Consider the following 14,707-nt stretch of genomic DNA (forward strand, 5'->3'; position numbering starts at 1 on the left):
ACGTTGCTCGTTCTCCACTCGGTGACGCCCATCCTTCCGGGCCTGCCGGGCACCCGGATGGCATGCCGCGTCCGGGAGGGGAAAGCCCATGCTGATAGTCGCCGTCCTGTTGCTGCCCGGGCTCGCCCTGCTCTTGACGGGCATGAGTGTGCTCGAGGACCGGCTCCTGCGGGAAGCGGAGCCGGGCGCCGCCCGGCATGCCCGGCCCCGTCGGCTCCGCCTCATCCACGGGGGCAAGGCCACCGCGGCCCGTACGGAGGGCGGAACCGGCCGGACCCGCGCGTCCGTGCCCTCCCGTCACGCGGCGGTACGCGACAGGGCGGCCTGACGAGCGATCGGGCAGGTCGGCGTCCGCCCGACAAGGGGCGCCCCGGGCGGACGCGAGCGGGTGCGCCGTCGGACATGCGCAGGACCGGGGCGAGTGCTGCAACGGCTGGAAGGGCCGCCCGCGCCGGGGACGCGCCGCCCGGGAGCCGTTTCCTCGGCTGCCGAACGGGAAGGCGACCGCTGCGGCACCGGCCGGGTGAAGTCGTCGCCATTACGCCCGGTTGAGGGCGTCATCCAGGGTGATGGCCGCGTCGATCAGGGCGAGGTGGGTGAACGCCTGCGGGAAGTTGCCCAGTTGGCGTCCCTGCGGGTCGATCTCCTCGGCGTACAGACCGAGGTGGTTGGCGTACCCCATCATCTTCTCGAACACCAGCCGTGCCTTGTCGGTGCGGCCCGCGCGGGCCAGGGCGTCCACGTACATGAAGGTGCACAGCGAGAAGGTGCCTTCCGAGCCGCGCAGGCCGTCGGGAGACGCCTCGGGGTTGTAGCGGTAGACCAGACTGTCGCTGACGAGTTCCTCCTCCATGGCCTGCAGGGTGGAGGTCCAGAGCGGGTCGTCGGGCGTGACGAACCCGACGGTCGCCATGCGCAGCAGCGAGGAGTCGAGGACGTCGCTGCCGAAGTGCTGGACGAACGCCTGGCGTCGCTCGTTCCAGCCCTTCGCCATGACCTGCTCGTAGCAGGCGTCCCGAGCCGCGCGCCAGCGCCCGACGTCGGCCGGTCTGCCGTTGGACTCCGCGAGCCGCAGGGCACGGTCGAAGGCCACCCACGACATCACGCGTCCGTAGGTGAAGTCCTTGCGGCCGCCGCGGGTCTCCCAGATGCCCTCCTCCGCCTGGTCCCAGTGGTCGGCCAGCCAGTCGAGGTCCGTCAGCAGGGCGTTCCAGCCGTGGTGGCCCACCCGCAGGCCGTGCCGGTGCGCGAAGGAGATGCTGTCCAGCGCCTCACCGTAGATGTCCAGCTGCAGTTGCGTGGCGGCGCCGTTGCCGATCCGCACCGGCGCCGAGCCGGCGTAACCCTCCCAGTGGTCCAGCGTCAGCTCGTCCAGGTCCCAGGAGCCGTCCACCGCGTACATGATGTTCAGCGGCCCGCTGTCGCTGTCCCGTCCGGCGCGTTCCTTCACCCGGTCGCCCAGCCACTGGATGAACGCGCTGGCCTCCTCGGTGAACCCCAGCCCGAGCAGGGCGTACACCGAGAAGGAGGCGTCGCGAATCCAGGTGAACCGGTAGTCCCAGTTGCGTTCGCCGCCCAGTTGCTCGGGCAGCGCGGCCGTCGGGGCGGCCACCACGGCGCCGGAGGGCGCGTACGTCATCAGTTTCAGCGTGATCGCGGAGCGCTCCACGGTCTCGCGCCAGCGCCCGGTGTAGCGCGACTGCCGCAGCCAGCCGCGCCAGAATTCGACCGTGTCGTCGAAGAGCCGCCCGTACTCGGCCAGGCGCATCTCCCTGGGCGGGCCGTCGGCGCCCCACTCCAGGACCATCCCGCGTTCCAGTCCCGCCTGGAGGGTCAGCGTGAAGTGCAGGGCCTCCTCCCGGTCGGTGAGGACGTCGAGGAGTTCGTCGTCGTCCGGTTCCCGGACGGGGTGCACGGTGAGTCGCGCTCCGCGCCTTCCGGCGAACACCGCCCCGTGCTCACTGATGTGCAGCCGGTGGGGTTCGCGGCCGTAGTCGAAGCGGGGATCCACCTCGATCTCGAAGGTCATCCGCCCGCGTACGCAGCGGATCATCCGCACCAGCCGGTGACTTCGCGTGACGGTGGTGCCGGTGACGGGCATGAAGTCGATCACTTCGCCGGCTCCGGCCTCGGTCATGAACCGGGTGACGAGGATCGCCGTGTCGGGCAGGTACAGCTGTTTGGTGGCGTAGGAGCGGTGCCGGGGCCGGATGGTGCAGTGTCCGCCCTTCTTCCGGTCCAGAAGGGCGCCGAAGACGCTGGGCGAGTCGAACCTCGGGACGCAGAACCAGTCGACGCCGCCGTCGGTGGTGACCAGTGCCGCGCTCTGCAGGTCACCGACGAGCCCGTGGTTCTCGATCGGTGGGTAGTCGTCCATCGGGCCGCCCTTCCGGTGCGCCGTTCACCCGAACGCCTCCGGCAACAGACTAAGCCGGGCCCCGGACCGGCGCGCGGTCCGGACCCGACGGCACGGTGGGGCCCGGGGCGGCCACGGCCCCCACCGGCCGCTCGCCGTCCCCGTGGCGATACCCGCGGACGATACGGCGGGGTGCCGTGCGCGGCCGGGTCGCGCACGCTGGGTGAGGAAGGGAGCGGCGTGATGGAGACTTCGCCGGGTGTGCGGTCGGCGGTGCGGACACGGCCGGCCTGTGCGGGTTCCCTGGGGGCGGTGTACGGCCGGGCCGCCCGCCGGCGTGGTGCCATGGGCCTGCGGCTGCGGATCCGCGCGAGCCGTGCACGCCGTCCGGCGGGGTGAGCCGCGGAGCCGGCGCGCCACGCCGGACGTCCCCGATGTCCGGCCCGCCGTGGTGGCGGGCCGGGACCGGCAGGTGGGCCGCCCGGCTGCGCTCCGCCGGTTCACGACTGAGAGCGCGCTTCCCCCTCGTCACGGCGCTGGTCGAACGACTCCTGGCGGTCAATGTCTTCGACTCGGCGACCCGCATCGCGGCGCAGTCGTTTCTCACCGCCGTCCCCCTGCTCTTCGTGCTGGGTGCCTACGCTCCCGCGGCCCTGAAGGAGCAGGTGGCGGCCTCGGTGAGCGCCGTGTTCGGACTGAGTGCGCAGGAGAGGGCCCAGTTGCAGCAGATCTTCCAGCCGCCGACCGCCGACCTGCGACAGGCGACCGGCGTGGTCGGCGGTCTGATGGTGCTGCTGTCGGCCACCGCGGTGAGCCGGGCCGTGCAACGGCTGTGCAGACGGGCGTGGCAGCTGCCGCGCTCCGGCCCGTCGGTCGCCGCGTGGCGCTGGCTGGCGTGGATCGCTCTGTGGCTGGGCGCCCTGGCCGTGCAGGGCCTGCTGCGCAACGAGCTGGGAGCGGTCCTCGGCTTCACGATCAGCCTGTTGATGCAGACGCTCATGTGGTGGTGGACCCAGCATCTGCTGCTGGGCGGTCTGGTCCGCTGGGCGCCGCTCCTGCCGGGGGCCCTGGTCACCGCGCTCGCGGTCAGCGGTCTGTCGGTCGCCGCTCACTTCTCCATGCCGCGGGCCCTCAAGCGGGCCCTGGACGCCTACGGGGCCGCCGGTTCGGTCTTCGTGCTGCTGTCCTGGCTGATCGTGCTGTGCGTGGCCATCGCGGTCGGGCTGAGCGTGGGCGCGGTGCTGTCGCAGGCGACGTCGCTGCGTCGCAGGCTCGGCACGGTCACGTCGCCGCCCGGGGACGCCTGAGGGACCTGCCTGCGCCGCTCGCGGGCCGCGGACGGCCGTCCGGGCGGTGCCGGCGGGGCATCGGTGCCGTCCGCCCGCTCGGAGCAGCTCCCTCAGCTTCTGGGCCGAACTGAGGGAGCCTCGCGCTGATGGGCTCCCGGGAACCGACCTCCGCGTACGATCGAGGCTACTCTTCCGCGGGGTTCGCCGCGCTGGTCGGCGAACCACATCGTGGCAGGGTCGGGAACGGTGCCGGTCGGCCGTGCTCAGGACGTCTTGGCGGCTGGACGCTTCGCCGTCTTGCTCCGGCCCGCCACCCGCCCGGAAGTCGCGCCGGCGTCCTTGGGCCGCCTCGCTGAGGTCGCCCCGGCCGTGTCGGAGGTCGCCGCGTCCTTCCCGGATCCGGTCGGGGGTGATCCCGTCCCGGTGGACCACGTGAACTCGATCTCCAGCTCGGCCTCGCCGCCGCCGATCTCGACCTCGATCTCGCTGCGCAGACCGTCGGGGATCCGCAGGGTCAACGGTTCGGCCGGAACCTTGGCGCGGAGAGGTTCGATCCGGCCCACCGCGCGAGAGTTCCCGGGCGTCGAGGATCCGGGACAGCCGGTAGGTGCGGTCGGCCCCGGACCTGGCGGCGCGTGCCGGCCTCGTTCGGCTACAGCCACACCGCAGCCGCCCCGGCGGGCACCGGACCGGTCCTCGTGGCCGGCCGGTTCGGGGCCGGGCCCGGCGGCACGGTGGTGTCGGACGACTTCGGCCGGCAGGTGAAGCGGGCGTTCCACAACCTCGCTGTCGCTCTCGCCGCCCACGGGCTGGGGCTGGAGGACGTCGTCCAGCTCAGGACGTACGTGGTCAACCATGACGTCGGCAGGCTCGGGCCGATCACCGAGGCCGTCCGGGAGGGGTGGGGTACGCGGCCCCCGGCTCGGACACTCGTCGGCGTCGCGGGGGGCCGGCCACCCCCGACGTGCTGTTCGAGGTGGGGGCCGTCGCCGTCCGGCGCTGACCCGCGCGCCCGCATCGGCCCCGGCCTCGCCGATGCGGGCGGGCGGGCGATCGGGCGGTGCGAGGAGCCGGGCGATGTCAGGACACGGGGGGCATCTCGGAGGGGCGGGTGTCGAGGCCCGGGCGCCGGTTCACCCATGCTCCCCGGGTGAAGTCGGGAACCCGCACGGGGCGACCGCCCGCCGCCAGGGACCGTGCGCTGAGCGGCACGGGGGAGCACCACACGGCTGCGTCGTAGACGTCGATGTCGGGGACGAGTCCCGCGCGCATCAGCTGGACGGTGCGCCACTGCAGCACGTAGTCCATCCCGCCGTGACCGCCGTTGTTCTCGGCGTCGTCACCGATCTTCGTCCAGAGCCAGTGGTCGAACTCCTTGCGGTAGGCGTCGAAGTCGCGCCAGGTGTGCCCGCCGTGGTCGGGCTCGACGTAGATGCGGCCGCCGGTCGCCGAGGTGCCCGCGTAGTCCTCGAAGATGCCCCGGCTGCCCGCGAGGCTGTTGATGCGGCTGTAGGGGCGTGGCGAGCTGACGTCGTGCTCGGCCCGGACGGTGCGGCCCTTCGCGGTGTCGATCAGGCAGGTGACCAGGTCACCGTTGATGTACGTCTCCTCCCAGGAGGGGTGCGACCGGGGCACGAACCTCGCCCGGTAGTCGGCGAGACCCCTGGGCTCGGTCGCGGTGGCGCGCAGTGTGGTCAGGCGGTCGCCGCGGTTGACGTCCATGGCGGCGGCGATCGGTGCCAGCCCGTGCATCGGGTAGAGCGAGGCGGTGCTGCGCGTGTGCCACCGCCGCCGCCAGGCGTCGGTGTAGTACGTGTCGGAGAAGAGCAGCTCCCGCAGGTCGTGCAGGTAGCCGCCGTGCCCGTTGGTGAGGTCGCCGAACAGGCCGTCGTGGGCCATCTTGAGCACGGCGAGTTCGTTGCGGCCGTAGGAGCAGTTCTCCGCGAGCATCAGGTGCCGTCGGGTGCGCTCGGAGGTATCGACGAGGTCCCACAGCTCCTCGAGTTCGGTGGCCACCGGCAGTTCGACCAGGGCGTGTTTGCCCGCCCGCAGCGCGTCCCGGCCCTGGCGGTGGTGGAACTCCCAGGGGGTGGCGATGTACACGAGGTCGACGTCCTCGCGGCGGAGCATGCGGGTGCAGGCGTCGTCCGAACCGCCGTACTCCGCGGGGCGCGGTCTGCCCTGGGAGACCAGGCGGTCGGCGACGCGCCGGACGCGGTCGGTCCGTACGTCGCAGACGGCGGTCACGGTGCAACCCGGGACGGCGGACCAGCCCTCCGTCATCCCCGAGCCACGGTTGCCGAGTCCGATGACGCCCACGCGGACGGTCCGGTGCGCGTCGAACGGCACGTTGATCATGGACTTCTGGCCCGGTCCGCGGCGCGGCGAGGGGTCGGCCGGCCCGTCGGGCCCGTCCGGCGCCGCGGCCGCCTGCGCCGCGCCCAGACCGGCTGCGGCTGCGCCGCCCGCCAGTGCTCCTCCGAGGAGCGAACGCCTTGTGACATCGGGGATTTCGGGCATGGCAGTGCACGCTCCTCGGGTCCGCGGATCGGCATCACTCGGTGGGGACGACTCTGGGGGAGCGCCGTCGCCGTGTCAATAGATGCTCGATAGGCCGCCGTTGCGAGCAGGAATGAGCACGCCGAGCGTCGTGGCTGAGCGGCCGGCGGGGCGTACCCGACCCCGTGGGACCCGGAAGCGAGATCGATTGTCAGTGGTGGATGAGAAGGTGGAAACACCAAGCCCGGAACGAGGGGGAGTTGTGATGTCCGGAACCCAGAATTACATCAACCACGTCGCGCTCGTACTGGATGCCAGCTCGTCCATGTCGCATCTCAGCCACAAAGTCGTGGAAGTCGCGGATCAGCAGATCGCCTATCTCGCCCGCCGTTCGAGGGAACTGGACCAGGAGACCCGCGTCACGGTGTACGTGTTCGCCGACAAGGTGGAGTGCGTCATCTACGACAAGGACGTGCTGCGGATGCCGTCCCTCAAGCAGCTCTACCGGACCGGTGGAATGACCGCCCTGCTCGCGGCCGCACTGAAGTCGCAGCGGGAACTGGCGCGGACGGCACAGCTCTACGGGGACCACAGCTTCCTGACGTTCGTGCTGACGGACGGGCAGGAGAACGCCAGCCACCGCTGCCCGGACGCCCCCAGCGGGAACGCGCGCGACCTGGTCAGGGCCGTGGCCGAGATGATCGAGACGCAGCAGGACAACTGGACGCTGGCCGTGCTGGTGCCCGACCAGATGGGCAAGCGCGAGGCCATGCAGTGCGGTTTCCCCAGGGACAACATCGCCATCTGGGACGCCACCAGCACACAGGGACTGGAGGAGGCCGGGCAGGTCATCCGGCAGGCCACCGAGAATTTCATGGTGGGCCGTACGCGAGGAATTCGCGGCTCCCGGGCGGTGTTCTCCACCGGCGCCGACGCGGTCAATGAGAACACCATCAAGACGGCCGGCCTGACACCCGTCGACGCGTCGAAATACCAACTGATCCCGGTGGCTCGGGACGCGGCGATCCGGGACTGGGTCATCGAATGCGGGCACGCCTATCGCACCGGTTGCGCCTTTTATCAGTTGAGCAAGTCCGAGAAGATCCAGGCGCAGAAGGAGATAGCGGTACTGGAGAAGAAGACGGACCGCGTGTACACGGGTCCGGAGGCTCGGGCCCTGCTCGGCCTGCCGGACTCGGAGGTCCGGGTGAAGCCCGACCACAACGACCACTTCACGATCTTCGTGCAGAGCACCAGCGTCAACCGGAAGCTGGTGCCCAACACCCGCCTGCTCCTCATGCTCTGACGTTCTGCCAGGGGATGAGCGCGCCGGGGGGACGCGGCGGGGCGTGCTCTCCCCGGATGATGCCCCTACTCCTCGGCGAGCCCCAGTTCACGGTCACCCAGGGAGTCGAAGAAGCGCTCCACGTCGGCGTCGCCCACCTCGGCGAGGGTCTTCGGCGACCACCTCGGCCGGCGGTCCTTGTCGACGACCTGGGCGCGGATGCCCTCCACCAGGTCAGGGGTGGTCAGCGCGGCGCAGGACACGCGGTACTCCTGGTCCAGAACCCGTTCCAGCGTTCCGAGCCGGCGCGCCCGGCGCAGGGAAGCCAGAGTGACCTTGACGGCGGTCGGCGACTTCGACAGCAGGGTCTCGGCGCTCTCCTTCGCCGCCGGGTCGCCGTGCGCGAGCAACCGGCGCACGATCTCCTCGACCGAGTCGGCGCGGTAGCAGGCGTCGATCCAGTCCCTCCGAGCCGCCAGCACGCCCTGCGGGGGCGTCAGCGCCACGCCCGCGACGGCCTCGGCCGCCGGCAGGGTCGACAGGGACTCGAGAAGCTCCGGCAGCGAGTCCGACGGCACGTAGTGGTCGGCCAGTCCGCACAACAGGGCGTCCGCCGGGCCGATTTGGGTTCCGGTCAGCGCGAGGTGCGTACCCAGTTCGCCGGGGGCCACGGCGAGCAGATGGGTGCCACCCACGTCCGGCACGAAGCCGATGCCCGTCTCCGGCATGGCGACCCGGGACCGGTCGGTGACGATCCGGACGTCCCCGTGCGCCGAGACACCGACTCCGCCGCCCATGACGATGCCGTCCATCACGGCGACGTACGGCTTGGGGTAGCGGGAGATCCGGGCGTTCAGACGGTACTCGTCGCGCCAGAACGCCGCCGAGGCGGAGCCGTCCCCGTCACGGGCGTCGTCGTGGATGGCGCGGATGTCGCCGCCTGCACACAGGCCGCGCTCTCCCGCGCCGGTGATGACCACGGTCTCCACGGCCGGGTCCCGCTCCCACTCGGTGAGGGCCTCGTCGATGCGGCGGATCATGGTGTGGGTGAGGGCGTTCAGCGCCCTGGGCCGGTTCAGCGTGATGTGGGCGGCGCGTCCGGTGGTGCGGAAGAGGACCGGTTCCTCGGCCGCGCTCATCGGACCGTCTCCCTCGAGCCGTGGACCACGGTGACGCCCCTGTCTCCTCGTTGTCTCGTGACGCGGTGGCGGAGCAGTGTGCCCGCCCTCGGCAGCCGGCGGAGGGTTCCGCCACGCGGGACCCTACGTTGCCCGACGCCCGGCCGGGGCGATCCGGCGGGGTGGGTGGGAGGCCGGTTCGTCCGGGTCGTACCGGCCTGCCGGGTGCCGCCCGCCGTGTCGGGGCGGGGGCCGGCCCGGCCTTCCGGTCGAAATCCCGAGCGAAGTCGTCGTTCCCCCGCAAAGGGGCACCCGGCCGTCAGAGGGAAGGAGCCGACATGACCAGTCCTGACAACGACCTGTCCCATCCGCTGGAAGAAGTCACCGGGGAGAAGGACGTACATCCCGAGGAAGAAGGGGCGACGCCGCCCGACACCGGAGGCGAGAGCGACTCGGACGGCAGCGACGCGCCCGACGCCTCCGACGGGACCGAAGCACCCTGACAGGGCTGCGAGCGGGGCGGGACGCCGTGTGCGCGGCGTCCCGCTCCCCTGTGCCGCCCACCAAGCCGGTGGGGAGCCCGGTCGGGAGCCGGTCAGGGGCGGGGCCGAAGCGGCGGCTGAGGTGTCGGCGGGCGGCCGGCGATGTCGGTCAGCAGACGCGTGCAGGCGTCGTGGAGCTTGAGGTTGGTCTGCTGGGACAGCCGGCGCAGCAGGCCGAGGGCCTCTTCCTCGGTGCACTGCCGCTGCTGCATGACCACGCCGATGGCCTGGTCGATCACCCGGCGGGAGGCCAGAGCGCTCTGCAGGTCCCGGGTGAACTCCTCCGCGTCGGCCAGTCGCTGGGCCAGGGCGATGGCACCGCCCGCCTGGGCGGCGGACAACGCCAGCGCGTGCCGGTCGTCCTCCGTGAAGGCGTGGGGGTCCGCGGCGTAGAAATTGAGCGCGCCCGCGGTGTGGCTGCGCACGGCTATCGGTACCGACAGCGCGGAGCGGACGCCCAGGGAGGTGGCGAACCGCGGGTAACCCGCCCAGCGTGACTCCTTCAGCATGTCGGGCACGTGAACGATCTCTCCGGTGCGCAGGGCCTGCAGGCAGGGGCCGTCGTCCTGGCCGTACTGCTTCTCGTCGAGCTTGTCCGCCACTCCCCCGGTGCTCACCACGGTCAGCGGGCGGCTTCTGCGCTGCACCGTCACCCCGCACCCGTCCGCCGCCGAGGCGCCGACCGCGTCGGCGACCAGGTGCTGCAGGAAGTCCCGCAGTGTGTCGGTCTCCAGCAGCCAGTCGATCATGTCGAGGGCGTGCCGATCGTGATCCGGCCGGTGCACTGCCCTTCACCTCCCACAGCATGAACCCGCGGCCTGTCCTTCGTTGTGCGGATACCCGGACGGGGCCGGATACGCGCACAGCGATGCGTCACGGGCGGCCCGCACGGGCGGCGGCTCGGGGCAGGGCCCGGGCCCGGGGTGCCCACCGCGCCGCGGCGTCGCCGTCACCACCGGATCACGGCGCCGCCGCTGTCACCGCCGGATCCGTGGTGCCCCGCACGATCAGCCGGTGCGGGATGGTCAGGTCGGAGGCCGGCAGGTCGTTCCGGGGGCTGTAGATGCGGTCGGCCAGGCACTGCAGGGCCCGCTGGGCGATCTGGCGCTTGTCGGGCGAGACGGTGGTGAGGGACGGGTTGCTGAACCGGCCGTCCTCGATGTCGTCGAAGCCGACGATCGCCAGGTCGCGCGGTACGGACACGCCACGGGCGTGCGCGGTGTGCAGGGCTCCCAGGGCCAGTTCGTCACTGAAGGCGAACACCGCGTCGGGGACGGTGCCGCCGTCGAGGAGCTGCGCCATGGCCCGGGCGCCGTCCGTGCGGTGCAGCGACGTCACGGCCCGCGCCCATTCGGGGCGGGGCGTGATGCCGGCCCGGCGCAGGGCCCGGCGCCATCCTTCGGCGCGCTGCTCCGCGGTGCCGTTCTCCAGGTGCGGCTGCAGACCGACGGCGGCGATGCGGCGGCGTCCCTGCGCCAGCAGATGGGTGGTGGCCTCCTCGGCGGCGGCCACGTTGTCCACGGCCACGCGGTCGGCCAGGCCCTGCGGGCTGCGCTCACCGAGCAGGACGACCGGCAGCGAGCGGGCGGTGTCGGTCAGGTCGCGCGCGCCCAGGGCCCAGGGGCTGATGATCAGCCCGTCCATCACGCGGCCGCCGTCGCCGGTGAGCAGCCTGCGCTCCGCTTCGGCGTCGCCCTGCGTCTGGTCGATGATCACGGTCCAGGAGCGGCGGCGTGCCTCGTCCACCAGCAGGCCGGCGAGCTCGGCGAAGTACGGCGAGTGCAGCTCCGGGATGGCGAGTCCGATGATGCCCGTGCGGCCGGCGCGCAGGCTGCGGGCGGCAAGGTTGGGCCGGTAGCCCAGTTCGTCGATCGCCTCCTGCACCCGCTGCCGGGTCTCGGCCGACACCCGGGCGGATCCGTTGACCACGTTCGACACCGTGCGCGCGGAGACACCCGCGCGGGCGGCCACGTCCTTCAGGCTGCTCCTCACCCGCACATCGTGGCATGCGCCGCGCGCGGCGGGACAAGATCCCCCTAAGAAGGTATTGCCACGTTGAAATCAACGATGCAACATGGCTCGGACAGTTCTGCTGCAAGGAGGCACGCATGAGCCCGTACGCCTACCCCGGCATCGCGCCGGCCGGCCTCGACGTCGACGTGACGGCCGATGTGGAAGCCCTGTACTCGGACGGCATCACGGCGCGCAAGGGCGCGTTCACCAAGGAGTGGGCCGACCGGCTGCGCGAGGACGTCGAGGCCGCCTTCGAGGAAGCGCGGCAGCGGCCCGGCGGCGCGGTCGGACGCGGCCCGAACCGCTACTACGTGGAGATCCACCCCGAGCAACTGCGCGGCTTCGTCGACCTCGTCGACCATCCGTGGGTGCGCTCGGTCTGCACCGCCGTGCTCGGACCCGAGTATCGCATCGTCGAGCTGGGCTTCGACGTACCGCTGGAGGGCGCGGTGAACCAGCCCTGGCACCGGGACTTCCCCATGCCCGAGGAGACCCGCGCCGAGCGGCGGCTGACGTCGCTGGCCTTCAACGTGACGGCCGTCGACACGGAGGAGGACATGGGCCCCTTCGAGATCGCGCCCGGCACGCAGTGGGACGACAGCCCGGAGTTCGGGCACGGCATGTTCCCGCCCCGCTCGCACTACCCGCGCTACGAGGAGCGGGCCGTGCGCAAGTACCCGCAGCGCGGCGACATCTCGGCGCGCACCGCGCTGACGATCCACCGCGGCACCCGCAACCACTCCGCGAAGTCCCGCCCCGTGCTGGTGCTGGGCGTCGACGGTCCCGAGGCCACCAACGGCGACCGGCACGACACCGCCGTCACGCGGGCCTACTGGGAAAGCCTGCCCGAGCGGGTCCGGCGCCACCTGGACTGCCCCGTCGTCGACGTGCTGCAGCCGGTGACGCAGAAGCACACCATCGAGGGTCTGGTCATGGGCGATGCCTGAGCTGACCACGAAGCCCCGGCGCACCGGCCCCGCCGCCGGCGCCTCGGCCCGCGTCCCGGCGGCGGTGTACGCGGTGTCGGCGGTGTCCGCCCTGGGAGGGCTGCTGTTCGGCTACGACACCGGCATCATCTCCGGTGCGCTGCTGCATCTGCGCGAGGATCTGCACCTCACCTCCCGCGAGCAGGAGATCGTCGTCAGCGTGATCCTGCTCGGCGCGATGGTCGGGGCCCTGCTGTCCGGTCGTCTGGCCGTACGCCACGGGCGTCGCAGGATCGTCGTCGCCGTCGCCGTGGTCTTCGCGGTGGGAGCCGCCGCGGCGGCGGTCGCCCCCGGGGTGGGCACGCTGATCGCCGCGCGCTTCGTGCTCGGACTGGCCGTGGGCGGCGCGTCCAACATGGTGCCCGTCTACATCGCCGAGGTCGCGCCCGCGCGGATCCGCGGCCGCCTCATGGTGCTGTTCCAGCTGATGGTCGCCACCGGGCAGCTCATCGCCTACCTGTGCGGCTGGGCGCTGTCCGGCGAGGGCGGCTGGCGCGTCATGTTCGCCCTGGCGGTCCTGCCGGCCGTGGCACTGGGCGTCGGCATGCTGTTCCTGCCGGAGAGCCCGCGCTGGCTCATCGAGCGGGGCATGGACGACCGGGCCCGGGAGGTCCTGACCCGGCTGCGGCCCGCCGGGACCGACGTCGGCCGGGAGATCCGGGAGATCGCCGAGGTGGCCGCGCGCGTCCCCGCCGGCGGCTGGCGGGACCTGCGGCAGCGATGGGTGCGGCCCGCCCTGCTGATCGCCGTCGGCATCGCCGCCTTCAGCCAGCTGACCGGCATCAACGCCGTCGTCTACTACGCGCCGACCATCCTCGTCGACGCGGGCTTCGGCGACTCGGTCGCCCTCCTCACGGGTGTCGGGATCGGCGTCATGCTGGTCGTCGTCGGCGTGGTGGGTGCCGTGGCGGTGGACCGGGTGGGGCGGCGGAGCACCATGCTCTGGTTCCTGCCCGGCTCGGCCCTGGCGATGGCCGTGATGGCCCTGGCGTTCCTGGGGTCGGGCGGCTCGTCGGCCCAGCGGTGGACGGTGATCGTCGCCCTGTTCGCCTACATCCTCTTCAACGGGGTGGGCATGCAGGCGGTGGTCTGGCTCATCGGCCCGGAGATCCTCCCGCTGAGCGTGCGCGGCCCGGCGACCAGTCTCGCCACGGTCACCGTGTGGGGCGTCGACCTGCTCATCGCCCTCACGGCGCTGACCGCCATCGAGACCATCGGCCGGTCCGGGACCTTCTTCGTCTACGCGCTGATGAACGTCGTCTGCATCGCGTTCGTCCTCGCGAAGGTGCCGGAGACCCGGGGCAGGTCGCTGGAGAGCATCGAACGGGCGCTGCGGCGCGGCGGCGACTTCCGCAAGGCGCTCGACGGCTCCTGACGACGGCAGTGCCCTGCCCTGCTGACGGAGGCGGCGGATCCGCGGCGGGGCACGAGAGCGTCGTGCTCAGGTGGCGGTCGTCCGGTGCCGCGTGAGGTGCGGACGGGTGCACGAAGCCGGGGGCCGGCCCGCGCGGGCCGGTACGGCGATGTGCCCGGGCGGCGGGGCGCGGCGGCCGGAGGCTCCGGGACGTCCCGGAGCGCCGTGCTCGCCGGGGCCGGCGCGTCACGGGCCGCCGTTCCGTACCCTGACGGCATGCGCATGCGCCCCACGCTGAGCTGGACCCCCGTCGGAGACCTCCCGCCGGGCACCTCGGACCCGCAGCCGGTCGTCGACGCGCTCGGCGCCGGCGGGGTCCTGGTGCTCAGCGGCGCGGGCATCTCCACGGATTCGGGCATCCCGGACTACCGGGGCGAGGGCGGGAGCCTGAGCCGGCACACGCCGATGACCTACCAGGATTTCACCGCCGACGCCCGGGCCCGGCGCCGGTACTGGGCGCGCAGCCACCTCGGCTGGCGCACCTTCGGCCGGGCCCGCCCCAACGCCGGGCACCGGGCCGTGGCCGGCTTCGAGCGGCACGGACTGCTCACGGGTGTCATCACGCAGAACGTGGACGGCCTGCACCAGGCCGCCGGCAGCGAGGACGTCGTGGAACTGCACGGGACCCTGAACCGGGTCGTGTGCCTGTCCTGCGGGGCGTTCGGTCCCCGCCGGGAACTCGCCCGGCGCCTGGAGGAGGCCAACCCGGATTTCGAGCCCGTCGCGGCGGGGATCAACCCGGACGGCGACGCCGACCTGACGGACGAACAGGTCGGAGACTTCCGTGTGGTGCCCTGCACGGCCTGCGGCGGCGTCCTCAAGCCCGACGTGGTGTTCTTCGGCGAGTCCGTTCCACCGCAGCGCGTCGAGCACTGCCGGGAACTGGTCCGTGCGGCCACCTCGCTGCTGGTCCTGGGCTCCTCGCTGACGGTGATGTCCGGGCTCCGGCTCGTCCGTCAGGCGGCTCAGGCCGGCAAGCCGGTGCTGATCGTCAACCGGGACCTGACGCGGGGTGACCAGCACGCCGTCACCAGGGTCGCTCTGCCGCTCGGCTCCGCCCTGACCACGGTGGCGGACCGTCTGGGCATCGCGCTGGAGGACGAGCCGGCCGGGTGACGGCGTGCCGTCCGCGCCGGGCTCCTCGGGCCCCGGCTCGCCTCACCCGCTCACCGTGCGCGGCGCGTGCCGGCAACCCCGACGGCGCG

At 72.4% G+C, this 14,707-nt stretch carries 14 protein-coding genes; 8 read left to right on the top strand and 6 right to left on the bottom strand.

Annotated features, from left to right (window positions below; genetic code table 11):
* The first annotated feature begins 88 nt into the window (after window positions 1-88).
* On the top strand, window positions 89-328 hold the full coding sequence (locus Q5694_RS13320; protein ID WP_333933058.1) for a hypothetical protein: 240 nt from the start codon (window positions 89-91) through the stop codon (window positions 326-328).
* A 210-nt stretch (window positions 329-538) separates the two neighbouring features.
* On the opposite strand, the gene Q5694_RS13325 is transcribed toward Q5694_RS13320, so the two are convergent.
* Window positions 539-2,377, bottom strand: a complete 1,839-nt coding sequence (locus Q5694_RS13325) for a glycoside hydrolase family 15 protein (protein ID WP_333933059.1) — start codon at window positions 2,375-2,377, stop codon at window positions 539-541.
* Between the two features lie 413 nt (window positions 2,378-2,790).
* Here Q5694_RS13325 and Q5694_RS13330 point away from each other — a divergent pair, with 413 nt between their 5' ends.
* Entirely contained in the window at window positions 2,791-3,663 is an 873-nt protein-coding gene (locus Q5694_RS13330; protein ID WP_333933061.1) for a YhjD/YihY/BrkB family envelope integrity protein, read from the top strand.
* A 245-nt stretch (window positions 3,664-3,908) separates the two neighbouring features.
* Here Q5694_RS13330 and Q5694_RS13335 read toward each other — a convergent pair whose 3' ends face one another.
* Window positions 3,909-4,163 carry an amphi-Trp domain-containing protein gene (locus Q5694_RS13335; RefSeq protein WP_333933062.1) on the bottom strand — a complete coding sequence of 85 codons (255 nt, stop codon included), beginning with the start codon at window positions 4,161-4,163 and terminating at the stop codon, window positions 3,909-3,911.
* Window positions 4,164-4,343: 180 nt separating this feature from the next.
* Between Q5694_RS13335 and Q5694_RS13340 the strand changes: the two genes are divergently transcribed.
* Window positions 4,344-4,799: a RidA family protein gene (locus tag Q5694_RS13340; RefSeq protein ID WP_333933291.1), complete on the top strand. Its 456-nt coding sequence runs from the start codon at window positions 4,344-4,346 to the stop codon at window positions 4,797-4,799.
* Here Q5694_RS13340 and Q5694_RS13345 read toward each other — a convergent pair.
* On the bottom strand, window positions 4,726-6,165 hold the full coding sequence (locus tag Q5694_RS13345) for a Gfo/Idh/MocA family protein (RefSeq protein ID WP_333933063.1): 1,440 nt from the start codon (window positions 6,163-6,165) through the stop codon (window positions 4,726-4,728). The genes Q5694_RS13340 and Q5694_RS13345 overlap by 74 nt on opposite strands.
* Before the next feature lie 244 nt (window positions 6,166-6,409).
* Between Q5694_RS13345 and Q5694_RS13350 the strand changes: the two genes are divergently transcribed.
* Entirely contained in the window at window positions 6,410-7,450 is a 1,041-nt protein-coding gene (locus Q5694_RS13350) for a vWA domain-containing protein (RefSeq protein ID WP_333933064.1), read from the top strand.
* 65 nt (window positions 7,451-7,515) lie between these two features.
* Here Q5694_RS13350 and Q5694_RS13355 read toward each other — a convergent pair whose 3' ends face one another.
* Window positions 7,516-8,568: an enoyl-CoA hydratase/isomerase family protein gene (locus Q5694_RS13355; protein WP_333933066.1), complete on the bottom strand. Its 1,053-nt coding sequence runs from the start codon at window positions 8,566-8,568 to the stop codon at window positions 7,516-7,518.
* Between the two features lie 317 nt (window positions 8,569-8,885).
* Here Q5694_RS13355 and Q5694_RS13360 point away from each other — a divergent pair, with 317 nt between their 5' ends.
* Window positions 8,886-9,050 carry a hypothetical protein gene (locus tag Q5694_RS13360; RefSeq protein ID WP_333933067.1) on the top strand — a complete coding sequence of 55 codons (165 nt, stop codon included), beginning with the start codon at window positions 8,886-8,888 and terminating at the stop codon, window positions 9,048-9,050.
* A 92-nt stretch (window positions 9,051-9,142) separates the two neighbouring features.
* Here Q5694_RS13360 and Q5694_RS13365 read toward each other — a convergent pair whose 3' ends face one another.
* Both Q5694_RS13365 and Q5694_RS13370 read right to left on the bottom strand, forming a co-directional pair.
* Complete coding sequence (locus tag Q5694_RS13365) at window positions 9,143-9,874, bottom strand: GAF and ANTAR domain-containing protein (RefSeq protein ID WP_443040868.1); 732 nt, start codon at window positions 9,872-9,874, stop codon at window positions 9,143-9,145.
* Between the two features lie 175 nt (window positions 9,875-10,049).
* Entirely contained in the window at window positions 10,050-11,081 is a 1,032-nt protein-coding gene (locus tag Q5694_RS13370; protein WP_333933068.1) for a LacI family DNA-binding transcriptional regulator, read from the bottom strand.
* Window positions 11,082-11,197: 116 nt separating this feature from the next.
* Between Q5694_RS13370 and Q5694_RS13375 the strand changes: the two genes are divergently transcribed.
* From Q5694_RS13375 to Q5694_RS13385, 3 genes are all read left to right on the top strand, one after another.
* Window positions 11,198-12,049 carry a phytanoyl-CoA dioxygenase family protein gene (locus Q5694_RS13375; RefSeq protein WP_333933070.1) on the top strand — a complete coding sequence of 284 codons (852 nt, stop codon included), beginning with the start codon at window positions 11,198-11,200 and terminating at the stop codon, window positions 12,047-12,049.
* Window positions 12,042-13,463 carry a sugar porter family MFS transporter gene (locus Q5694_RS13380; RefSeq protein ID WP_333933071.1) on the top strand — a complete coding sequence of 474 codons (1,422 nt, stop codon included), beginning with the start codon at window positions 12,042-12,044 and terminating at the stop codon, window positions 13,461-13,463. Before Q5694_RS13375 ends, Q5694_RS13380 begins: the two co-directional genes overlap by 8 nt.
* Window positions 13,464-13,718: 255 nt before the next feature.
* Window positions 13,719-14,618 (top strand): NAD-dependent protein deacetylase, encoded by a 900-nt coding sequence (locus Q5694_RS13385; RefSeq protein ID WP_333933072.1) that lies wholly within the window; start codon window positions 13,719-13,721, stop codon window positions 14,616-14,618.
* Window positions 14,619-14,707 lie beyond the last annotated feature (89 nt).

Origin of the sequence: Streptomyces sp. AHA2 (assembly GCF_036857595.1) — a bacterium.
Taxonomy (GTDB): domain Bacteria; phylum Actinomycetota; class Actinomycetes; order Streptomycetales; family Streptomycetaceae; genus Streptomyces.